This window comes from Microcoleus sp. B3-D2 (assembly GCF_036705345.1).
In the GTDB taxonomy this organism is placed as follows: domain Bacteria; phylum Cyanobacteriota; class Cyanobacteriia; order Cyanobacteriales; family Microcoleaceae; genus Microcoleus.
Genome location: NZ_JAUBUG010000013.1, coordinates 77,746 through 99,683, shown reverse-complemented (window position 1 = coordinate 99,683; position 21,938 = coordinate 77,746). Strand labels below are relative to the sequence as shown.

Genomic DNA, 21,938 nt, shown 5'->3' with positions numbered 1-21,938 from the left:
TACCACTGATAGCTCGCAACTAGCTCTTGGCACAGTCCCCCCTCTGTCTTTTCCTTTTCCCACTTAGGTATTACATCATGGCTACCCAATCTACAGATTCTGAATATTTCCGCGACTCTCAAACTCAGGCCCAGATGGAACTTCTCGCCACAATTGTTCAGACTGATGTTGCTTACCCCTGGAATCCTGCACAGCTTGAATCCGAATCTTATTTAACTGCCCTAGAGCAGGAATTTGCGCTATCTGATTCATTCAGCGACAGCGATATTACCCTGAAGTCGCAAGTTTTATTCTCGCAATTAGAACAAGTTTGGCTGACGACTGCTCTGCAAAAGTCTTTGCGCGAAAAATTTGCTCGCGTTCCTCAAGATTTTCTGGCCAGCATCGCTCAAAGCGTGCAAAACGCAACTGTTAAGTATCAATCTTTAGCTGACCAAATGGTAGAGTGTGTCTTAGATATTTTGCCTCAGTGGGCTGAGGAAGATTTGCAGGTGTTGGCACGTCCTTTGGCTTATGCCATGCGAGATGTTGATTCGGAAGGGGGGGAATTGGTCATGGCGACTAAAAGACCTTGGGCCCAATTGTCGGAAATAGAACAAGCCAGAGTTAGTTTGGCTGTTGCCCGCTATGCAATCTCGCAATTAGAAATTGCTGATTAGTTTTTTGATGGCTGGGTTTTTGGGCTGCGATAGCGGTAATTTTTTTTAAATTAATATAAAATTAATCTACCTTTAGTTAGATGTTTAATTCGTCTAATTGTTAAGTCCTATGGATTGCTATAGTTTGATATAGCAATCCTATTTGATTTGTAGACAAGATAATTTTTTTTGAACTATAGCAAGCGCGCCCGACGGTTAGGAGTCAGATGTGGCAGCATTTTTAATAACCTTTTTAGGGGTGGCGTCCGAGAAACGGCCCACAATAAAAATTTTTTATTGTGGAACAGGCCCGAAAGCCTTTTGCAGTAATGTCAGCAAAAGGTAACTTAGGAGGTTCTTAATTGCTGAAATCCTTGCCGAAGAGTGCTTCTGACCGAAAGCATCCAGGATACAAGCCCCCGAATTTATCCGTGGGGTCAATGCTTCAATCTAAAATCTAAAATCTAAAATCTAAAATCGATTGACTTCTCTCGCGACGATAACTAAAGGCTTTTTCCTTCTTCCTTCTGCTATATTTTGCCAGGTTTGGACTCGCTAAGAAGTTTGGCAACACCAAGCAAGATGAATTATCATACAATGGTCAGAATGTTAAAAAATGTAAATATAATAATTGGGGTGTATCGGAATTTTCAACTGAATTAAAAAGTGGACAGCAGGAAACCGTTACTGTTGTATGCACGATCGGGACTTTAAAATTATTTTATGACAACTTCAAGATTTGATCTTCAAGACTTGAAACGCCGCTTTTGGCGGATTTCGCGGGTGCCGATGGCAACGCTAGTCGTGTTGGGGGCGGTTGCTTTCGCAGGTGCGATCGCTGGGGCCTGGTTTGCCCGTGAAGGTACAGTCAGCGGTATTTTTGCCACAATCAACACTTGGCAGCAAAACCCGCCTGTGTGGCTGCAAGTGCCTGCTACGAGCAAGATGTATTTGTTAGTGCCGACTATCGCGCTTGTCTCCGTTGCTTTAGCGGCAATTAAAATTTCGCCTCAACCGCAGAAATGGTCGCGCGCTGTGGTAGTTGCAATAGTTCTGGCTTTAACCATTCGCTACGTTTTATGGCGATCGCTCGCTACTCTAAATTTAACCGATCCCCTCAACGGTATCTTTAGTTTGGGGCTGTTTTTCCTAGAAATGCTACTGGTTTTCAACACCAGTATTCAACTGTATTTAATGCTGAGAATGAAAGACCGGCGTCGAGAAGCCGATCGCATGGCAGTTGCAGTTGAAGCTGGAAACTTCACCCCGTCCGTAGATATTTTTATCCCAACTTACAATGAACCGGCGTTTATTTTACGGCGCACTGTAATCGGCTGTCAAGCTTTAGATTATGCCAACAAAAAAGTATATTTGCTCGACGATACTAAGCGGCATGAAATCAAGTGGCTGGCAAAAGAACTGGGATGCGAGTATATAACCAGACCCGATAATATTCACGCCAAAGCTGGAAACATTAACCATGCCACAGGCCTTACTAATGGAGAACTAATTGTAGTTTTCGATGCAGATTTTATTCCCACTAAAAACTTTTTAACTCGAACAGTTGGATTTTTTCAAAATCCCGAAATCGCCCTCGTTCAAACACCGCAAAGCTTTTACAACCACGACCCCATCTCCCGTAATTTAGGTTTAGAAAATGTGCTCGCGCCGGAAGAAGAAATATTTTACAGGCAAATTGAAATCATCAAAGACAGCGCCGACAGCGTGGTTTGTTGCGGTACATCTTTTGTAGTTAGGCGGAGTGCTTTAGAAACAGCGGGAGGCTTGGTCACAGATTCAATCTGCGAAGATTATTTTACCGGAATTCGGCTGTCAGCAACCGGAGATCGCTTAGTTTATTTAGATGAAAAATTGAGTGCTGGTTTGGCGGCTGAAAATATAGAGGCTCATCTAAATCAAAGGCTACGCTGGGCGCGAGGCACGCTTCAGGCATTTTTTATTGATTCCAATCCTTTAACAATTCGCGGTCTCACATTCGTACAAAGGCTGTCTCATTTGGAAGGATTGCTGCACTGGTTTACCAGTTTAACCAAGGTTTTATATCTGTTAATACCTTTAGGTTATTCGTTTTTCGACATAATTCCTTTGCGGGCAAGTGCGCGGGAATTGCTGTACTTTTTCCTGCCTTACTATTTGGTGCAGCTTACTGTGTTTTCTTGGCTGAACCGCAGATCCGGCTCGGCTTTGCTTTCGGATATTTATTCGTTCGTCCAGTGTATTCCTTTAGCGGTGACGGTGGTGAGTTCCATGCTGAATCCCTTTGGGAAAGGGTTTCAGGTGACGCCAAAAGGAATTGCGAGCGATCGCTTTCGTTTTAACTGGAATTTGGGATGGCCTTTGATTGTCTTGTTCGCAGCTACAGCAGTCAGTTTGTGGCACAATTTAAACATTAATTTAGTTAAAAATGCTGGCACCGTACACTCAATATCAGAAAGTGTACATTTGTCAAAAGGAATGAGTTTGGGATGGATTTGGAGCGCTTACAACCTGCTGATGATCGGGATTGCATTACTGATTTTGGTGGATATTCCTAAGCCGGACATTTACGAATGGTTCAATTTACGCAGGGTTGTACAATTGAATATTGGCGGTCAAAGTTTTTGGGGTGTAACCACTGTAATTTCGGAAAGTGGCGCTGAAGTTGCTCTGACGCAGTGGCCAAGTTTTGCGGTGAAAAATAAAGGCAGTAAAGAGAGTTTTACAGCAGCAGAAATTTTGCCAAAATATGCCTTTGAGACAAGTTTATCGCAGGGTAAAATAAAAGCGGTTCCTCGAAGTGCGGCAGTCAAAGCAAGGAGATCGGTAGCGCCGTCTGTTGTTGAGTTGGGCACTGAGCGTCGTTTGGCCAAAGGTTTGATTGATTGCGATTCGGCCACTCTGGAAATTATGGAAGAGAACTGTTTTATTCCTGTGGCTAAGATTGAGTTGGTTAGCGATAAATCTCAGTTGGAGTCGAGTTTTCGGGATGGTGTTGGGTGCAGTGTTGGGGAATTTCCTACTGTGCGGATTGCGTTCGATCGCCTGAACATTAGCCAGCACCGCTGTTTGATCGAAATGCTGTACTGTCGCCCGGGCCAGTGGCAGCGGCAGGAAACTCCCGGAGAATGGCGATCGCTGTGGCTGTTGCTGAGAATTGCTTTGAAACCGAGGGCTGTTTTTGAGAGGAATAGGTCAGTTAGACCGATCGCAGTTTCGCAGCTTTAGAGGGAATTTCTCCTAGTTGGGAATTTTTCACCCCAAATATCAGCAGATGAAGGCTGAGGGATTTTTAGAGAATCTTACCTCATCTCTTTTAAGTAATGGTGCAAAAATTTTTATACATTTTCAGTTAGCAAATAGAGATAATTTTCAAGATTTGGATAAATTATTGGGGTGGTTCTACGAACGTCGGTTTGGGTTTGCAACTTGGAAATCAAATACCAGAATTTTGGGAGTAGCTGTTTGGCATCCTGGTTAGCTGCAAGATCTACTTCCAGCAGTATTTGCTACTCTCAACAACCAAACTTTTAGTGTTAGCTTGAGGCGATATCGATCGCTTGTTTGCCTATCCCAATTTGACATCGACTTTTGCGGACTTTTGCGAACTTGGCACGAGGAAGGAAAAAATCGGGGAATTGGGCGAAAGCTCCGGTTAGTCGTGGTACACTCCACTAAGCTGTATATCCCGCTGAGCGCAAATAAATCGCCGTTTAATGTGGGGCTACGGCCCTTTAACAGCGACCAAGTGCAGGATTGGGCGAAACGGCAAGGACTGGATTGGTCAGCCGAAGATGCCCAGCAACTGACGGGTTTTGTAAACAGGAATACCTATTGAGTACGGGTAGGTCTTTATCATATCGGGCGTGGGGATGTCACTCCAGAGCAAGTGTTGCAAAACTCTCCCATCTGTGCCGGAATTTATGACGATCGCCTACAACGACAACTTTAGCAGCTTTAATTATATAACTAGCAATTTGCGTTACTACCATAACTGAAACACATTTTGCGATCGCTTGGAGGAAGTTACATTTGAAAACGGGCTCTTTAACTGTTGTCGGGACGGGAATTCAATTAGTTGGTCATCTGACCTTAGCAGCGAAGGCGTGGATCGAGCAAGCTGACAAAGTTCTGTTCGCCGTAGCCGATCCTGTTACTGCTAAATGGCTACAGACACTCAATCCCATCGCAGAAGCCTTACCTTACAATACCAACAATCAGCGGCGTAGAGAAACTTATCGAGAAATGGTCGATCGCATTTTGGCTGAAGTTCGTCAGGGTTTGAATGTTTGTGCAGTTTTTTACGGTCATCCCGGTGTTTTCGCTTACCCCACCCATGAAGCGATTAAACAGGCGCGCCGTGAAGGTTTTAGGGCGCAAATGTTACCAGGAATTTCAGCCGAAGATTGCTTGTTTGCAGACCTCGGTATTGACCCAGGACGCAATGGATGTCAAAGTTTTGAAGCGACAGATTTTCTGATTCGGCGGCGGAAATTTGACCCGACCAGTGCTTTAATTTTGTGGCAGATTGCGACTATCGGGAATCTGGGTTTTTATCAAAAGGAGATTCAATTGCGCGGTCTAAATGTGTTAGCTGAAGTGTTAGAAACATACTATGGTTCTGACCACGAAGTAATTGTTTACGAAGCAGCGGTTTATTACCCGGTTTGCGAGCCAGTTATCCAGCATATTCCTCTGTCCAAACTGGCTGAGACTCGTGTTACTCTAGTTTCGACACTTTATGTTCCGCCTCAAGCGCCTGCACCTGTAGACAGTGAAATGATGGCGCGGTTGGGTATGTCTTTTGTTAAAGAAACTTAAGGTATTTTGCCAAGATAATGTAGTAAAAACTACACTTTTAATCTGGCGGACAAAAAGTGTAGTTTTATTAAATATGTGTTAAACGAGAAAAAATGTGGTAATCTCGCTTTATACTGTTCTGAAACTAGAGATAAAAAAGCTCTGTAATGGAGAGAGATATGCCATCCGGCACGCTAAACGATCGCGAAACTTTAGCCGACATCAATCGAACAATAGAACCAAACCCTGACGATGCTAAGGCTCTGGCTCATCGTGGTGAAAACCATCGGCTGACGGGACATTTTGAAGCAGCTTTAGACGATTTTAACCGAGTTATCGAATTGGAGCCTGAGTATGCTTGGGCGATCGCACATCGGGGCGAAACTTATCGGCTGATGAAACGCTACGAGCAAGCCATAGCTGATTTCAGTCCTTCTCTCGCACTTAACCCCAAACACGCCTGGACGCTTGCACACCGAGGATCGTGTTATTACCAATTAAAGCAATACAGGAATGCTCTTGTTGATATTAACCAAGCCATAGACTTGCAGCCTGATTACCCTTGGGCGCTCGTGTACCGGATTAACCTTTACATAAGAATGGAGCGTTATGAAGAAGCATTAGTCGATTTTGACCGAGCGATCGCTCTTGACGATACTATCATTGCCCATTGGCCTGGTGAGCGCGGATTGCTACTCAGTTATATGGGGCGATATGCTGAAGTAATTTCTTGTTGCGAACAAGGATTAAAGAATAACTCAAACGACCATATTACTTGGTATACCCTTGTTGTTGTCAAAGCACGCTTGAAAGGTCTGGCAGCGGCGCAAGCAGAGATAGAAACAACGCGAAACACTTTACAAGCGGTCAAAGAGCAATCAAAACGCGCTGGTGTTGTTTACAGGTTAGGTGGTTTAGCTGCTCTTGAGGGTGACTGGGATCGGGCATTGAACTGTCTCCAAGAAGCTATCTTGTTAGACGACAATGAGCCACTTGAATTAGCCCGCCGCGACATAGCTTGGCTTGAGTTGCGCGAACATCCGCGTTTTCAATCTTTAATTAATCAGGAGGGTTAACTTGAACAGCTATGGGGAAATCCTAGCCAACTTGAATCAAAGTATCGCATACAATCCCAACGACATTAGAGCGATCGCCCAGCGGGGAGATATCTACCGCTTGCTTAAACAGTATGAGGAAGCGCTAGCTGACTTTAGCCGAGCGGTAGGACAAAATCCCATCTACGTTTGGGCTATTGCCCGCCGAGGGGAGGTGTACCGCATGATGAAACGCTATCCCGAAGCCCTAGTTGATTTCGATCGGGCAATTGAATTAAAACCTGACTATGCTTGGGCGATCGCTCACCGAGGCGTAACCTACCGCTTCATGGGACATCGTTATTACGAAAAGGCTTTAGCAGAATTTAGTCGTTCTATTGAATTAAAACCTGACTATGCTTGGGCAATTGCCTATCGCGCTCGCATTAATGATATGCTGAGACGGTATGAAGATGCGTTGGTAGATTTTGACAGAGCGATCGCCCTCGATCGAACCCTGTTTAATGATTGGCGCTGCGAGCGCGGGATGTTACTCAGTTATTGTGGTCGATATGCTGAGGCGATCGATTGTTGCCAGGAAGCATTATTGGAGAACCCAGCCGATAGTTTTGCTCTGTACAACATTGCTGTATTCAAGACTCGCTGGCAAGGATTAGTCGAGGCTCACCCAGATATCAATACAGCGCGAAGCGCGTTACTAGGTCTGGTCAATTCTGAAGCACGAGGTATAGTTTTGTATCGACTAGGAGGTTTAGCTGCCATTGAAGGCAAGACAGAGCAAGCGTTGAATTATCTTCAAGAAGCCATCTTGCTTGAGGATGAAGCGATCGAGTTTGCAAGGCACGACATAGCATGGTTGGAACTGCGCGAACATCCTCATTTTTTGACGGTAGTTGCGGATACTAACTGCGGACGTGACTAGATAGTAATATCAAAAGTTGATTGAAACAGTATTCATCAAATTGAGGACAAAAAAAATGGGAAGAAAAGAAGCCGTAGCTTTCGCTAGACAAGGAGAAACCCTCCGTTTAATGGGTACGCAAAAGGAAGATGAGGAGGGAGGTCAGAAATTATTTGAGGACGCGACATCTCTATTTGAAAGAGCAATCGATGCTGATTCTACTTACGCCTGGGCTTGGGCTCACTTAGGAGCGACTCTCAGCTACCAAGGCGGGATGTGCAAAAGAAGAACCACCGAAAAACTAGACTTATACAGTCAAGCAGAAGATAGATTTAAAAGAGCAACGGAATTGAATAGCTCATACACCTGGGCTTGGGCACAACGGGGTCAAAACTACTGTTGGTGGGGTATTTATTACAAAGAAGAAGACAGAGGACAACAAGCTATAGAATTTGTAGAAAACTCTGCAATTAACGAATGTTTTAACAAGGCTATTGGCCTCGATCCAACCTATGTTTGGGCTTTAGCCAAAAGGAGCTTTGCTTATCGTATTTTAGGTTTATTCAAAGGCGAAGATTCCCAGCAAGAACAACCCAATTATGATTTAGCAGTTGCAGACCTTGAAAAGGTAATAAAACTGAATCACAACTATGCCTGGGCTTTGGCTATGCTCGCCGTAGTTCATAGACAAAAAGCCCGTGCCTATGACTCTTTTAGCAGAGTTGATAAAGCGAGAGATGAATGGATAAAGGTCTACGATAACTTGGAAAAAGCTGTAAAGATTTATCCAGATATTTTCAAACCGCCTAAGCAATTGGAAATAGGTTATATGTTTCTTCCCAAACAAGGGTCATCTTTGGAATTTCCTGAAAATGCTAGCAAATACCAATACTATACGATGGCTGGATACAAAGCTTACAAGGAAGGATATCTGGCAGCTGAAGAAGATATTAATACAGCATTGAAGGCTTTAGCTGAATAAACAATAATAGGTTAGTCCTACAGAATTATCTTGACGCACCACTATCTAGCAGACAAAAAAATTCAGTTATGAGCAAATTATTTGATTTTTTGACCACTATTGCTGTTAATCCTCAACAGCAAATAGCTTTTGTGAATGAGCCTGATGCAGTAAGAGTTGCATTTGGATTATCTGAAACAGATACAATATTAGTTGAGAGCAAGAGCAGTACTAAAATTGCCGCTGTCTTTGCAAATGAAATCAATTGGTTGGCTGTTATTTGTTGCGATCCTAATCCTGAAGATCCCTTCCCCGATCCAGATCCAGAACCTGAACCTGAGCCAAAGCCAAATGAAGAAAACTTGCTTCAAAAATAAAAATAGATTTTGACTCTTTAAGTCAATAAATATTAGTGCAATAATTTATAAATTTGTATCGAGTTAGGGAATCCTAGAGTTTGGATATTTTTCTTTGACATTGATATAAAATTTAAATTATTGTACTTATTTTTTATATTGAATTTATTTCCAGAAGAAGGCTATTCTCAATTAATTAGACCACAGCAAAAATTTTTTATTGATAAATCAAAACCACTTTTATTAAGCAACAAGTTCGATAATTAAAAGGAAAGTAAAAGAATGTTAGCCACTTTTTTAAGCTACCAAATGACTGAAAAGCTACATGAAAGTGCTAATTCAATCGTCTACCGTGGGCGACGAATAGAAGACAAACAACCTCTTATTCTCAAAATGATCAAGGAAACTTATCCTTTACCGGAAAAAATAGCCTTGTTCAAGCGGGAGTATGAAATTACCCAGAACTTTAACTTGCCAGGGGTAGTGAATGCTTACAGCTTGGAAAATGACCAACATCGTTGGGTAATGGTGCTAGAAGATTTTGGCGCTAAATCCCTCGATCAATTAATTCAAGCTAGACAATTCACCCTAACTGAGTTTTTATCCCTAGCTATTCAGGTTGTTAACATTCTTGGTCAGTTGCATCAGCAGCACGTTATTCACAAACATATTAACCCATCCAATATTATTTTAAATCAGATAACAGGCCAACTTAAACTCATCGATTTTGGCATCTCAACAGCACTTTCGCGAGAAAATTCAACTTTTCGCAATCCAAATTTTTTAGAAGGGACGCTGGCTTATATTTCACCAGAGCAGACAGGACGGATGAACCGAGACATCGATTATAGAACTGATTTTTATTCGCTGGGGGTGACATTCTATGAGTTACTAACTGGTCAATTACCTTTTCCTTCACAAGATGCTCTGGAATTAGTGCATTGCCATATTGCTAGACAACCAACGCCACTGCAAGAACACAAACCAGACATTCCGCCAGCACTCTCAGAAATAGTGCTGAAGTTGATGTCCAAAAACGCTGAAGATCGTTACCAATCAGCGTATGGACTGAAAGCAGATTTAGATAAATGTCTGCAACAGTGGCAGGCTAAAGGACAGATCGATCCCTTCCCACTCCGTCAGCAAGATGTTTCTGACAAGTTCCAAATTCCGCAAAAGCTGTATGGACGAGAACGGGAAATTAATACGTTATTAACTGCTTTTGATCGCGTTAGCCAGGGAACTAGCGAAACGATGCTGGTGTCCGGGTATTCCGGTATTGGCAAGTCGGCCTTAGTGCAGGAAATCTATAAGCCTATTACTCGTCAGCGCGGTTACTTTATCTCCGGTAAATTTGACCAGTTTCAACGCAATATTCCCTACGCATCTCTCATCCAGGCATTTCGCTCATTGGTGCTACAACTGTTAATGGAAAGTGAGGCAGATATTGCCACTTGGCGAGAAAAACTTCTGGCGGCTTTGGGTTTTAATGGACAGGTAATTATTGAAGTTATTCCTGAAGTGGAACTGATTGTTGGTTTGCAACCTGCTATACCTGAACTACCACCAGCAGAAGCACAAAACCGCTTTAACCTAGTCTTTCAAAACTTCATTAAAGTATTTACCCGTCAAGAACATCCACTGGTGCTTTTCTTAGACGATTTGCAATGGGCAGATGGAGCTTCATTGAAATTAATCGATCTGTTAATGACGGCAGCAGATAGTGAATATCTATTTTTGATCGGAGCCTATCGGGATAACGAAGTTAGTACAGTTCATCCCTTAATGTTGACCCTAGATGAGATCGAGAAGGCCAAAGTAACAGTCAATCGGATTTCGCTTTCGCCTTTAGGCTTGCCAGACATTACTGAGTTAATTAACGATATTTTTCACTGCAAACCAGCAACCGCCAGATATTTAGCTGAATTGGTGCTAACCAAAACAGGTGGTAATCCTTTTTTTATCGGTGAATTTTTGAAGTTTCTGTATGCCGAAGCATTAGTCATTTTTAATTATGAACAAGGATATTGGCAATGGGATTTAGGACAAATCAAAGCCCAACAGATAACGGATAACGTAGTGGAATTGATGGTAAATAAGATACAAAAATTACCGCCACAAACACGAAATGTTTTAAAGTTAGCGACTTGTATTGGAAATCAGTTCAGTTTGGAGAGGTTGGCGATCGTTTATCAAAAGTCGCTACGAGAAACAGCAATAGACTTATGGGTAGCGATTTCAGAGGGTTTTATTTTACCCCTAAGCGATACCTACAAATTAATGCAACTGGATGTAAAAGGTCTTTCAGAGCGGTTGAGAGCAGAATACAAATTTGCTCACGATCGAATCCAGCAAGCTGTCTACTCACTCATCACCGAAGCAGATCGACCATTGGTGCATCTGCGAGTAGGTCAATTGTTGCTAAGGAATACGCCCGCAACGGAGCTTGAATACAAGCTATTTGATATTGTTAACCAATTAAATTTAGGTCAGACGCTAATCAATCAACAAACAGAACGGGTTGCTTTAGCCGATCTCAATTTACAGGCGGGGAAGAAAGCTAAAGCCTCGGCAGCCTATCAACCAGCATTTAACTACTTTAAAGTTGGTCTGGCGTTATTAGACGAAGACAGTTGGCACAGGCAGTACGATCTGACCTTGGGACTATATGTGGAAGCAGCAGAAGCAGCATACCTGATCGCTGACTGGCAAACTATGGAGCGCTTAACAAACATAGTCCTTCAGCAAGTCGAGACACTGCTAGACACAGTGAAAGTCTATGATGTTCGCATTCGCGCCTACATCGCACAGAATAAACCGCTAGAAGCAGTCAAGACTGCTCTTCAAGTGCTGAAGTTGTTGGGCCTACCTTTTCCCGAACAGCCAAGCCAAGCGGAAGTTACACTTGTTATACAGGAAACACAATCCCTTTTAGCAGAAAGACAAATCGAGAAATTGATCGACCTGCCAGTTATGACAGATCCGATCAAGCTGGCTGCTATGCAGATTATGACAACTGTTTGGAGTCCTGCCTATGTAGCAGTAGCTGAAATGGTTCCACTACTTGCGTGCAAACAGATCAATTTCTCTCTTCAATATGGCAATGCGCCTGAGTCTGCTTTTGCCTATGCAAATTATGGCTTCCTTTTAAGTGGAATGGGAGACATTAATACTGGCTATCAATTAGGGAAATTAGCTATAAGTATTTTAAACCAATTAAATGCTAAAAAATATAAAGCAATAACATATATTTCTTATAGTTTTATCCAGCATTTTAAAGAGCATCTTAAAGATGTTGTTTTGACTGAGTTAGAGGCTTATAAAAGTGGGGTTGATACGGGAGATTTTATATTTGCTGCTAGTGCTATAACTGGCGTAGGAATGATTTCATATTTGAGCGGTAAAGAATTAACATTACTGGAAAGAGAAATAGCTTCATACGATCGAGTTGTAAATCAACTCAAGCAAGAGTCATTTCTGAATTGGCAACGAATATATTGGCAAGCTATTTTGGGCTGGATCGGGCAGAGTGAAGATCCCACCTATTTAAGAGGTAAAGTATACGATGAAGAAAAAATGCTACCGCTTCATATTGAAACTAACGATAAATCTGCAATGCTTCATTTGTATATGAACAAACTTATTCTCTACTACACTTTCCAAAAGTTACAACTTGCTGTTGAAAATGCTGTTAAATTGGAAACCTGTATGAATCAGGCAGCAACATCATTTTTTGCTCCCCCAGTCTATTTATACGATTCTCTGGCTCGATTAGCAGTCTTTCCTAGTGTCATCCCATCACAACAGGAATACATTCTTAATCGAGTTGCCAGCAACCAAGAAAAAATGGAAACATGGGCAAAGCACGCTCCCATGAATTATCTACACAAATTCTATCTAGTCGAAGCGGAACGCGATCGCGTATTAGGTAACGATAAGGATGCCAGAGAATATTACGATAAGGCCATCATCTTAGCCCGCGAAAACGAATATCTCAACGAAGAAGCCCTCGCCTACGAACTAGCAGGCAGGTTTTATTTAGCCAGAAATCAAAATCATGTTGCCCGTCACTACCTGCAAGATGCCCACTATGCCTATCAGCGTTGGGGGGCTGTAGCTAAAGTCAAAGATTTGGAAGCGCGATACCCGCAATTTTTAGCCATTCAGTCGCTTAGTTCAACCCGAACAGATACTGAAAATAATATCATCAATCCAATCACCACAACTGGTAGCAATTCCGGCGAAGCGCTAGATTTTGCCGCAGTAATGAAAGCATCCCAAGCTATCTCCGGTGAAATCGTTCTCGAACAATTGTTAAACCAGGTGATGAAAACTGTGATTGAAAACGCAGGCGCCCAAAAAGGTTTTCTCATTCTGGATAAAGGCGGGAATTGGGCGATTGAAGCCGAAGCAGCAGTAGAATGCGAGATCATTACCATTATGCAATCCATTCCCGTAGATTCTGTAGATCCTGCAACTGGAATTCCCCTGCTGTCAACCGCCATCGTTAACTACGTCGCTCGCAGCCACGAAAATGTAGTATTAAATAACGCCACCGATGAAGGACAATTTACCCGCGACTCTTACATTACCGCTAGTCAACCCAAATCGATCCTCTGCACTCCCCTACTCAATCAAGGCAAACTAGGTGGTATTCTCTATTTACAAAATAATTTGGCGATCGGTGCATTTACCTCGGAAAGAGTCGAAACTTTAAAAATCATTGCGGCTCAAGCTGCGATCTCGATTGAAAATGCAACTCTCTACGAAAAATTAGAAGATTACAACCGAACTTTAGAGCAAAAAGTAGAAGATCGCACCGCACAGTTAGCCCAAGCTAATGCAGAAATATTGGTTTTGAACGATCGGCTCAAAGTAGAAAACCTTCGCATGAGTGCCGAACTAGACGTAACTCGCCGCCTGCAACAAATGATTTTGCCTCAACAACAGGAATTAGAGTCAATTGAAGGGCTAGAAATTGCTGCATTTATGGAGCCGGCTGATGAAGTTGGCGGCGACTACTACGACGTACTAAATTACGGCGGTAAAGCCACAATTGGCATCGGCGATGTGACTGGACACGGTTTAGAAAGCGGCGTGTTAATGATTATGGCGCAAACAGCAATTCGCACTTTGTTGGTTCACAATGAAACCGACCCAGTTAAATTATTGCAGACAGTCAACCAAACGCTTTTTGACAACGTAGAACGCATGAATTGTGGTAAAAATATGAGCCTTTCTTTGCTGGAATATCGGCAGGACAACACCCTGCGTTTGAGCGGACAGCACGAAGAGGTGATTGTCGTGCGTTCCAGTGGCGAAGTAGAGCGGATTGATACCATGGACTTAGGCTTCCCGATCGCCTTGGAAGCAGATATTGCCGATTTCATTGCTTCTACTGAAATACAGTTAAATTCGGGGGATGTTGTCGTACTCTATACTGATGGAATTACCGAAGCTTTTAATATGAATGAAGATCAATACGGTATTGAGCCATTGATTGAAGTTGTTGCCCTTAACAGGGGACAGTCAGCAGCAGAAATCAAGCAAGCTGTTATTGACGACGTGCGGCGATACATCGGGGAACAAAAAGTATTTGATGACATTACTTTGGTAGTAATCAAACAGAAGTAAGTATGGGAGAATTTAGTAGTCCGACTGTCCGACTGTCCGACAGGGAATGAATTCCCTGCCTCAAAGCTAAAGTCCTCTAAAGAGGACTAATGAGTTTAAAAATTTTTATTCTAATATCGTTTCCGGTTGGGTGGGAATGATAAAGTCAAGGTCGCGCCATTCCACATTCCCCCACTCCCCACTCCCCATCATAAGGAGTGTAACCGGAATTGATATCAGTCCTCTTCAGAGGACTTTAGCTATTAGACAGGGGTTTCAACCCCTGGCGGACTGCCGTGTAGGCGGGAGGATTGATGGACTAAAAGCTTAAGTTGACACGAATGGGCAATGCCGTTTCCCTAGGCCTAAATAATCAAGAACACTTAATGAGAGATGCAATTCTCACCCGATTAATTGTAGGCAAATGGCACTGCCGTGTCCTGATTGGGGGTAATATTAATTCCGATGCAAGCGGATTTGATATAATTACTCATATTGTAAGTATTTTTGCTTGACCAACCCTAGAACTTACCAATGAATAGTATAACCTAAATTGGGCGATCGCCAATAGTTTACAAACCGGATATCGGCACAAACTCGTAACCGTAACTGGTGCGATTTCCGGGTTTAACAGTTACTAATTGGACTGCTCGATTGCGATCGCCCGAAGGTAAAAACCGAATCGGGCCCGATGCTCCTTTTGCCGAAAAATCTGACGCCGATAAAGCTTGTTGAATGCCTGTACGAGTCGGATTGCGCCCTAAACCGGCAATTAACGCGATCGCCGCATCGTAGGCTAAAGCTGTGCGCCAACTTACTTCCGCATCCCAAAGTTGTTTGGATGTTTGGGGAAAGTTTGACTGCGGATCTGCGAGAATGTGCCAAGGAACAGCTAGCACCATATCTGTTGCTCCTGCGCCACCGATTTGCAGTGTTTTAGCAGTATAAGCACCGTCTCCCGCTAGTAACGGCAGCCGTTTGGCGTTTACTTGCACTACTTGCAAAGCTTGGTCGAGCGTGGCTGAATCGGATGCTAACAGAATCACTTCTGCTCCTTGGGCGATCGCACTTTTAACGCTATCGGCTGCATTAAAATTGCCCTTAGCCAAATCAAATTCCGATACTATTTGTCCTCCATCTCCGTAAATAGCAGTGGTGAATTCATCTTTTAAAGATTTGCTGTAACTGCTGGCAGAATTGAAAAATACAGCAGCTTTTTGCTTTTGCAATTTTCCCACCATATAGCGGGAAAGAGCATTAGCCGCAAACCGATCGCTCGGCACAGTCCGAAATATATTGTTGCCAACTCCTGAGAGCTGCACAGAGGTACTTGTCGGAGAAATTGCTACTAATTGTTTTTGCTGGTAAATCTTGCTGGCTGCTAGGGTTGTATCTGAAGCAAAATGCCCGATTACTCCTAAAATTTCCGAGTTATTTGCTAAAGCACTGGCAATTTGCGCGGCAATTTCTGGGTTGTTGTCATCGTTAGCAATTAACACTTTTAAGGGAGTGCCGCTAATGCCGCCGCTTTGGTTGATTTCATTTTGAGCTTGAGCTACCCCCCGCATAATTTCTAGAGCAGCATTGATATCGCCGCCAATGGGAACTGCGGCGGCAATTGTGTAGGATTTTTGAGCTCCGATGCGGGCGTTGTTGAGGTAAATTAGTGCTTCTGGATCGTTGCGATTGGTTTTCAGCGAAGCTTGTAAGTCGGAAATAGCTGCGTTATAGTTGCCAGATGCGATCGCCTGTACTGCTGCTTGTTTGGTTGTTGTGGCTTGCTCTGGAATTAACAGTTTTTGTCCGGCACTCAGACGCTGCCCTATTGCCTGCTCTGATTGCGGCGAATTCCCCGTCGCAGAGTTGGGAAATGTCTGATTTGGGGGTGATGAACCTCCGACATTGATGCCGCCGCGGCTTGTCAGCCACCAAATACCTGCACCGGCTAGCCCGATCGTAATTAGGAGCGATAATAGCAGAACAACGGTTTCATTTTTTTGGGACATGGCTGCATAATTTGAGATTTTAGGTTTTAGATTCAAAGAAGGAAGGAAGTTCGGCAACGAGCAATGTATGGGATGTAAAGCATTTAATAACACGTTCTCTTCCATTTAATAATTTATGTAGCCATTATGCTAATTCTCATACTTGAGATAGATGATTGTGGGCTGACATATACCTATATTTTAGCAGTTGTTAATTTATTTGATCTTGATATTATAGAATCTAGCTGTGTAGCAGCTTAGATCCTACTGAGGTTGACTGTGATACCTGCGGATGATCCCGTCTCTGAGGGTTTTGCTCCTTTGCCGTATTTGGCGCTGCTGGGGGTGGGAGCCATTTGTGGTGTGATTTCTGGTGCTGTTTCAGGCACCGCGTCTCCTGAATCTGCGATCGGTGGAATGCGATCGCTATGCCGTCATCTAGGGCCACCAGCGAACCCGGTATTTTCCCTGTTTCTTTTTCCATCCTTGAACAGCTTGCTCGCGGCGACGAAACCTGGACTAAAGAGTCGCTGGCTCATAGCTTGCTTAAGTTGTTGACTGCCGTTTTATTTGCGGTCATACTTCCTACTAAGCTAGAACAATCAGCTAAATATAGTTTGTTGCGATTCCTACTTTATAGGTTTTTTTATGTTGTTTAGCTTTTTGTAAACATCTTTTAGCGTTTCATATCACAATTATTTAATAAATTCTTTTTCTTAATTATATCTTTATTTTTGCCTCCAATCTCGACAGTGGGAGAGTTGTTAATTATCCAGGGGCGGGGAAAGATTAAAGTTTTTTTAAGTTTGACAAAATAAAGGACATCTTTTGTAAGATAAAGAAGAAAGTTGAAAAATTTATAAAGACAAACTAATTGGATAAAAGTGTCGCTAAGGTAGTAAAAATGACGGTTGGTCAGAGAAAAAGAGTGTTAAGCTAGGCTAAGCTCAGTCAAAGCAAAACCTCGATATTTAATTAAGTTCGATCGATAACAAAGGCTAAGGTAAATTCCATGGCAAACTCAGTTTTAAATCAGCCAAACGCAGCAGCAGGAGTGCAGTGGCAGCCACAAGATATTATCCGCGGCCTAGTGTGGAAAATTGCGATCGCAACCTGGCTGTTAATGGCTGTAGGCAGCGCCACGCGGGTGATGAATGCGGGGCTCGCTTGCCCGGACTGGCCGCTGTGCTACGGTCAATTAATACCTGCCGCGCAAATGAATTTGCAAGTATTTCTGGAATGGTTTCACCGATTGGACGCTGCGGCAATTGGCTTGAGCGCGATCGCACTTTTAGGACTATCTTTGTTTTACCGCAGCCGCCTGCCAAAATGGCTGCCTTGGGCGAGCGCCGGAGCACTATTTTTAATCGTTTTTCAAGGCGTATTGGGCGGCTTGACAGTAACACAACTGCTGAGATTTGACATCGTTACTGCTCACTTGGGAACAGCTTTACTATTTTTTGGCGCCCTGCTAGTCATCGGTTTCATGCTGACTCCCTACGAAGCTACAGGAAATGTCGGCAAATTAGCTTGGGTAAGTTCGATCGCAGTATTGTTAGTTTACCTGCAAAGTTTGCTAGGAGCATTAGTAGGCTCTAGATGGGCACTGCACCAATGTTTGGACTCCTCAGAATTGTGCTCGGTAATGAACAGCCACATCGCCGGTATCGTACCAGCTACAGCAGCGACTTTAGCCGTAGCAGTCATGGCTTGGCGGCAGCCTGCACTGAGTCCAAAATTGCGAAAACTGGCTAATTGGGCGAGTGTTTGCCTAATTGCTCAATTAGTTCTGGGATTAGCAACTTTCCGGCTGCACCTTCAGGTAGAACCGCTGACTGTGGCCCACCAAGCAGTCGGTGCTGCTTTGCTGGGAACCCTGATAGCTTTTAGTGTTTTAGCTTGGCGCGATCGAGTTTTATCAGCTTGAGAGTAATATCATGTCCGGTAGCATCGTTCTTATATAGTGCAATGTCTTGTAGGGGCGGGTTCACCATAATTCTCGATCTAAAAGCCAACAGTTTCATAAACCCGCCCCGCCCATACAAGCACGAATCAACCGGACAGGATATAAAACGCAGATTTATCTATTCCTTGAGTAAGAGAGGGCTGATTTATCACTCGTCGGTGGGGGCGGGTTTATTAATCCTTTTAGCTACGGCAGATATCTCTCGTAAAACCCGCCCCTACGAACCAATGACAACTAACTGACAACTAACAACTAACAACTAATAACCGATGCAAGAAGTTCTTACAAACAATAGCCCCCGCCTCCACGAAAACTTTTCGCAAGTCGTGAAAAGTTACTATCAACTAACAAAACCCAGAATTATTTTACTGCTGCTAATCACCACCTCAGCAGGAATGTGGATGGCGGCAAAAGGAGAAGTAGACCCGCTATTGCTGGTATCAACTATTACTGGAGGTGCTTTAGCTTCGGCGTCGGCGAATACGATTAATTGTGTCTACGACAGTGACATCGATTATATTATGGAGCGCACCCGGTGGCGGCCGATTCCTTCCGGGCGTGTCAAGAAGCGGGATGCTTTGATATTTGCGATCGCCCTTGCTACAATATCCTTTACATTGCTGACAGTTGTTGCCAACTTATTAGCCGCATTGCTAGCAATGTCAGGCATCCTTTTCTATGTCCTAATTTACACCCACTGGCTGAAGCGCCACAGCGTGCAAAACATCGTCATCGGCGGTGCAGCAGGGGCGATTCCCCCGCTAGTTGGGTGGGCTGCGGTTACGGGAGATTTGAGTTGGGGTGCGTGGCTGCTATTTGGAATTATATTCCTGTGGACACCGCCCCATTTCTGGGCATTAGCAATGATGATTCGCGATGAATACAAGGAAGTAGGCGTCCCGATGTTACCCGTAATTGAGGGCGACGAAGAGACAGCCCGCCAAATTTGGATTTACACGCTATTGATGATTCCTGCAACTTTGCTGCTAGTTTATCCCCTGCATTTAGCGGGCGCGGTGTATGCGGGAACAGCTATTTTCCTCGGTGCTATTTTTGCCCAAAAAGCTTGGTTGCTGTTGCAGACTCCAGAGGATAAAGCCGTTGCGCGATCGCTCTTTAAATACTCTATTCTGTACCTGATGCTATTGTGCGCGGGAATAGTGGTTGACAGTTTGCCTGTGACTCATAATTTGACTACTGCTGTTGTACAAAATGTGCAAACTTTGATTAGTGCGGTTGTGATGTAGTCTGCTTTTAGAGCCCCGGCTTCTTAAAGAAGTCGGGGCTCTGGATATATTGTAAAATTTAAAGTGGAGGAAAGTTCTGATGGCTGAGAATACTGTGAAAGTAGACATCTCATTTCAATCACTGCTGGAAGCTATTTCGTCACTGGGAATTGCGGAAAGATACAAGATATGGGAATTTTTGGAAGCTGAATTATTCCCGAATGAGGACGATTCTCCAGAAGACATTGCCGAAATTGAAGCGGCCCGTGCTGACTACAAAGCTGGAGATTACACAACTTTCGATCGATATATGGCACAACGGGCAAATAAATCGACATGACTTACACCATCCTTGATGAACCTTTAAAGACAGTGACAGTTAATTTTAAAATCTTAACTATAATCATAATATATGAAAACCCTATAGAGGCGAACTGGTGATGAACTGGAAAGCACACATTCACTCAAATCCTAAAATTCTGCTTGGCAAACCTGTAATTAAGGGAACACGAATATCAGTGGAGTTCGTTCTAGGGCTATTTTCAGAAGGTTGGACGCAGCAACAAATTCTAGAAAACTACCCAACGCTTAATCCTGAATCTATCCAAGCTGTATTTGCTTTCGCGGCGGAGTGCCTCAAAGAAGACGTATTTTACACGCCTTTACTCTTTGCTGAGGCAAGTTAATGGGGTTTCTAGCAAATGAAAACTTTCCACCCAGTGACTTAACCATTTCGACAGATGAAACTACCCAACGGAGATAAGGCACTGCTTGGCGACAAGCTTGAGCGATACTCACTAAATATGCAGCATCCCAAAGGAAAAGATAAAGCCATCCTGTTTAGAAATCGATTGGGAATTACACTAGAAAACAAAACTATTTTAGAATCCGCTATATTAGAATCTGCGGTCAATCAGGAGGCGGAAATTTACAAAACAGACAACTATGGAACCCAGTATGATATCAAATTTTTCATGACCACGGAAACCGGAAGCTCTTGGGTGCTGTCATGTTGGATGATTCGCACCGATGAAGACTTTCCCCGGCTAACTAATACCTATCCTGTCAATAAGTGAGGATACTGTGATGACATTACACGAGTATGATGTTGTTGCCTTGACCGAAGAAATTCACGCAATCCATAAAGCAACCTCTCAGCCAATTTTGCTGCGACCAGGACAAGTTGGCACTATTCTCATGAGCTTTGAGGATCGCGCTTATCTAGTAGATTTTGCCGATGCTCAAGGTAATACCTATGCAATGGAAACCGTTCCCTCAGAAAAACTCATGCAACTCGTTTATGAGCCACTTCCTGCCTACGCCTAGCCTACAAATAATATTTTACAGAGTATTGAGCTGGAAGTGGCGATCGCACAATTCGCTCGCGGTGTGAATTTCGGGCGAGAAATGAGGTAAGCTAGAGACAAAGGTTTCAAACAATGCCAGCATCCGTTGCTTATCTGTTTGACAGAATCACAGTGAACCCAAGACAATGTGGCGGTCGTCCCTGCATCCGGGGAATGCGGATTCGAGTCATCGATATCCTAGAGTTGTTGGCTGCGGGTTTGAGTTTTGAGCAAATTATCGAAGAATTGCCAGACTTGGGACTTAACGATCTCAAAGCTGCGCTGATGTATGCAGTCCAAAAACTCGACCATCCCGTTTTAGCCGCATGACAATTTGGTTGAATTTTCGTCTATCGTCAGCCATTGCTGTGTGGATCGAACGGGCAAAAGCTTTAATTGTTGCAGTTGAGTAATTTTTAGATTTAGTATGATTTATGAATCTGTTTTTTGGAAAGAAGACTTACTAAAGCAAGCTAAAGCTCTCCGTGCCAGAATGACGCAAAAGCGATGGAATGAAAGCTCTTTCGCACGTCTTGAGCAAACCATAATGCTTGGATTCTATTCAATTCGGAAACTGATCGAAGCCAAGAAATTATCAGACTCAGTTGAAAATAAATGTATCACTGTGAAGTTCCATGAATGGCAAGGTAATCCAGTTACAAAGATGAATTGGGGCGACATAGATAAGTTATATGATCTTGATTCTGGACAACCAGTCACTAAAGGCTTAATTTTCTTCTGTCATCAATTCGTGCATAGCTATATTTTGGTCACTTCTTTTGATGAAAAGAATTTCCTAGATGGAATTTTCATTAGTTCGGATAGAGAACGTCATAAAGCGTTGTACTTTATCGAAATGCATCAAATTATTGATTTTTTTGAGCAAGTTGGCAACGACTATCCTTCTTCGGGATCATTCAAATTTGACGAGGAACGAGGTGATTATCGTGTTTTAAATTTATCTCGTGATGATCCCGATTTCATTGCTAAACTCCGAAAGTTCTACGGCTTTAATGGGTGAAGTTTAATTGATCTGTGCCTTCACAATCTGCTGTAGATGGCGCGGTCTAACAACCGTATTGCAGCGGACAAGT

General features: G+C 43.3%; 20 protein-coding genes. 18 read left to right on the top strand and 2 right to left on the bottom strand.

The window, feature by feature from the left end; translation table 11 throughout:
* Positions 1-77: 77 nt before the first annotated feature.
* The 10 genes from QUB14_RS07715 to QUB14_RS07670 all read left to right on the top strand — a co-directional run bounded on the left by QUB14_RS07715 (position 78) and on the right by QUB14_RS07670 (position 14,342).
* On the top strand, positions 78-659 hold the full coding sequence (locus QUB14_RS07715; protein WP_333216083.1) for a hypothetical protein: 582 nt from the start codon (positions 78-80) through the stop codon (positions 657-659).
* A gap of 702 nt (positions 660-1,361) precedes the next feature.
* Positions 1,362-3,863 (top strand): glycosyltransferase, encoded by a 2,502-nt coding sequence (locus QUB14_RS07710; RefSeq protein ID WP_333216081.1) that lies wholly within the window; start codon positions 1,362-1,364, stop codon positions 3,861-3,863.
* A 16-nt stretch (positions 3,864-3,879) separates the two neighbouring features.
* Positions 3,880-4,116 carry a hypothetical protein gene (locus tag QUB14_RS07705; protein ID WP_333216079.1) on the top strand — a complete coding sequence of 79 codons (237 nt, stop codon included), beginning with the start codon at positions 3,880-3,882 and terminating at the stop codon, positions 4,114-4,116.
* 60 nt (positions 4,117-4,176) lie between these two features.
* Positions 4,177-4,473: an AAA-like domain-containing protein gene (locus tag QUB14_RS07700; RefSeq protein ID WP_333216077.1), complete on the top strand. Its 297-nt coding sequence runs from the start codon at positions 4,177-4,179 to the stop codon at positions 4,471-4,473.
* 194 nt (positions 4,474-4,667) lie between these two features.
* Entirely contained in the window at positions 4,668-5,456 is a 789-nt protein-coding gene (locus QUB14_RS07695) for an SAM-dependent methyltransferase (protein ID WP_333216075.1), read from the top strand.
* Positions 5,457-5,614: 158 nt separating this feature from the next.
* Entirely contained in the window at positions 5,615-6,511 is an 897-nt protein-coding gene (locus tag QUB14_RS07690) for a TPR end-of-group domain-containing protein (protein WP_333216073.1), read from the top strand.
* A gap of 1 nt (position 6,512) precedes the next feature.
* Positions 6,513-7,412: a tetratricopeptide repeat protein gene (locus QUB14_RS07685; protein WP_333297139.1), complete on the top strand. Its 900-nt coding sequence runs from the start codon at positions 6,513-6,515 to the stop codon at positions 7,410-7,412.
* Between the two features lie 55 nt (positions 7,413-7,467).
* Positions 7,468-8,373, top strand: coding sequence for a hypothetical protein (locus tag QUB14_RS07680; protein ID WP_333216069.1), 906 nt, complete (start codon positions 7,468-7,470; stop codon positions 8,371-8,373).
* 68 nt (positions 8,374-8,441) lie between these two features.
* On the top strand, positions 8,442-8,729 hold the full coding sequence (locus QUB14_RS07675) for a hypothetical protein (RefSeq protein ID WP_333216067.1): 288 nt from the start codon (positions 8,442-8,444) through the stop codon (positions 8,727-8,729).
* Between the two features lie 261 nt (positions 8,730-8,990).
* Entirely contained in the window at positions 8,991-14,342 is a 5,352-nt protein-coding gene (locus tag QUB14_RS07670; RefSeq protein ID WP_333216065.1) for an AAA family ATPase, read from the top strand.
* Between the two features lie 551 nt (positions 14,343-14,893).
* Here the strand turns inward: QUB14_RS07670 and QUB14_RS07665 are convergent.
* On the bottom strand, positions 14,894-16,327 hold the full coding sequence (locus tag QUB14_RS07665; RefSeq protein WP_333216063.1) for an ABC transporter substrate-binding protein: 1,434 nt from the start codon (positions 16,325-16,327) through the stop codon (positions 14,894-14,896).
* 220 nt (positions 16,328-16,547) lie between these two features.
* Positions 16,548-16,790 carry a hypothetical protein gene (locus tag QUB14_RS07660; protein ID WP_333216061.1) on the bottom strand — a complete coding sequence of 81 codons (243 nt, stop codon included), beginning with the start codon at positions 16,788-16,790 and terminating at the stop codon, positions 16,548-16,550.
* A 528-nt stretch (positions 16,791-17,318) separates the two neighbouring features.
* Here QUB14_RS07660 and QUB14_RS07655 point away from each other — a divergent pair.
* The 8 genes from QUB14_RS07655 to QUB14_RS07620 all read left to right on the top strand — a co-directional run bounded on the left by QUB14_RS07655 (position 17,319) and on the right by QUB14_RS07620 (position 21,865).
* Entirely contained in the window at positions 17,319-18,233 is a 915-nt protein-coding gene (locus tag QUB14_RS07655) for a heme A synthase (protein WP_333216059.1), read from the top strand.
* 308 nt (positions 18,234-18,541) lie between these two features.
* The gene (locus QUB14_RS07650; protein ID WP_333216057.1) at positions 18,542-19,519 is read left to right on the top strand and encodes a heme o synthase; all 978 of its coding nucleotides are present in this window, start codon (positions 18,542-18,544) and stop codon (positions 19,517-19,519) included.
* A 79-nt stretch (positions 19,520-19,598) separates the two neighbouring features.
* The gene (locus QUB14_RS07645; protein ID WP_332979695.1) at positions 19,599-19,838 is read left to right on the top strand and encodes a hypothetical protein; all 240 of its coding nucleotides are present in this window, start codon (positions 19,599-19,601) and stop codon (positions 19,836-19,838) included.
* Positions 19,839-19,938: 100 nt separating this feature from the next.
* Positions 19,939-20,184, top strand: a complete 246-nt coding sequence (locus QUB14_RS07640; RefSeq protein ID WP_333216055.1) for a DUF433 domain-containing protein — start codon at positions 19,939-19,941, stop codon at positions 20,182-20,184.
* 54 nt (positions 20,185-20,238) lie between these two features.
* On the top strand, positions 20,239-20,574 hold the full coding sequence (locus QUB14_RS07635) for a DUF6883 domain-containing protein (RefSeq protein ID WP_333216053.1): 336 nt from the start codon (positions 20,239-20,241) through the stop codon (positions 20,572-20,574).
* Between the two features lie 10 nt (positions 20,575-20,584).
* Complete coding sequence (locus QUB14_RS07630) at positions 20,585-20,824, top strand: DUF4926 domain-containing protein (protein WP_333216051.1); 240 nt, start codon at positions 20,585-20,587, stop codon at positions 20,822-20,824.
* 113 nt (positions 20,825-20,937) lie between these two features.
* The gene (locus tag QUB14_RS07625; RefSeq protein ID WP_333216049.1) at positions 20,938-21,174 is read left to right on the top strand and encodes a DUF433 domain-containing protein; all 237 of its coding nucleotides are present in this window, start codon (positions 20,938-20,940) and stop codon (positions 21,172-21,174) included.
* 97 nt (positions 21,175-21,271) lie between these two features.
* The gene (locus QUB14_RS07620; protein WP_333216047.1) at positions 21,272-21,865 is read left to right on the top strand and encodes a hypothetical protein; all 594 of its coding nucleotides are present in this window, start codon (positions 21,272-21,274) and stop codon (positions 21,863-21,865) included.
* Positions 21,866-21,938: the final 73 nt, after the last annotated feature.

Bases quoted from the DNA above. Each gene is read 5' to 3' on its own strand.
- QUB14_RS07675 (WP_333216067.1), top strand. From the start codon at position 8,442: ATGAGCAAATTATTTGATTTTTTGACCACTATTGCTGTTAATCCTCAA.
- QUB14_RS07645 (WP_332979695.1), top strand. From the start codon at position 19,599: ATGGCTGAGAATACTGTGAAAGTAGACATCTCATTTCAATCACTGCTG.
- QUB14_RS07655 (WP_333216059.1), top strand. From the start codon at position 17,319: ATGGCAAACTCAGTTTTAAATCAGCCAAACGCAGCAGCAGGAGTGCAG.
- QUB14_RS07630 (WP_333216051.1), top strand. From the start codon at position 20,585: ATGACATTACACGAGTATGATGTTGTTGCCTTGACCGAAGAAATTCAC.
- QUB14_RS07620 (WP_333216047.1), top strand. From the start codon at position 21,272: ATGATTTATGAATCTGTTTTTTGGAAAGAAGACTTACTAAAGCAAGCT.
- QUB14_RS07640 (WP_333216055.1), top strand. From the start codon at position 19,939: ATGAACTGGAAAGCACACATTCACTCAAATCCTAAAATTCTGCTTGGC.
- QUB14_RS07690 (WP_333216073.1), top strand. From the start codon at position 5,615: ATGCCATCCGGCACGCTAAACGATCGCGAAACTTTAGCCGACATCAAT.
- QUB14_RS07665 (WP_333216063.1), bottom strand. From the start codon at position 16,327: ATGTCCCAAAAAAATGAAACCGTTGTTCTGCTATTATCGCTCCTAATT.
- QUB14_RS07660 (WP_333216061.1), bottom strand. From the start codon at position 16,790: ATGGAAAAAGAAACAGGGAAAATACCGGGTTCGCTGGTGGCCCTAGAT.
- QUB14_RS07710 (WP_333216081.1), top strand. From the start codon at position 1,362: ATGACAACTTCAAGATTTGATCTTCAAGACTTGAAACGCCGCTTTTGG.
- QUB14_RS07650 (WP_333216057.1), top strand. From the start codon at position 18,542: ATGCAAGAAGTTCTTACAAACAATAGCCCCCGCCTCCACGAAAACTTT.
- QUB14_RS07635 (WP_333216053.1), top strand. From the start codon at position 20,239: ATGAAACTACCCAACGGAGATAAGGCACTGCTTGGCGACAAGCTTGAG.
- QUB14_RS07680 (WP_333216069.1), top strand. From the start codon at position 7,468: ATGGGAAGAAAAGAAGCCGTAGCTTTCGCTAGACAAGGAGAAACCCTC.
- QUB14_RS07625 (WP_333216049.1), top strand. From the start codon at position 20,938: ATGCCAGCATCCGTTGCTTATCTGTTTGACAGAATCACAGTGAACCCA.
- QUB14_RS07715 (WP_333216083.1), top strand. From the start codon at position 78: ATGGCTACCCAATCTACAGATTCTGAATATTTCCGCGACTCTCAAACT.
- QUB14_RS07670 (WP_333216065.1), top strand. From the start codon at position 8,991: ATGTTAGCCACTTTTTTAAGCTACCAAATGACTGAAAAGCTACATGAA.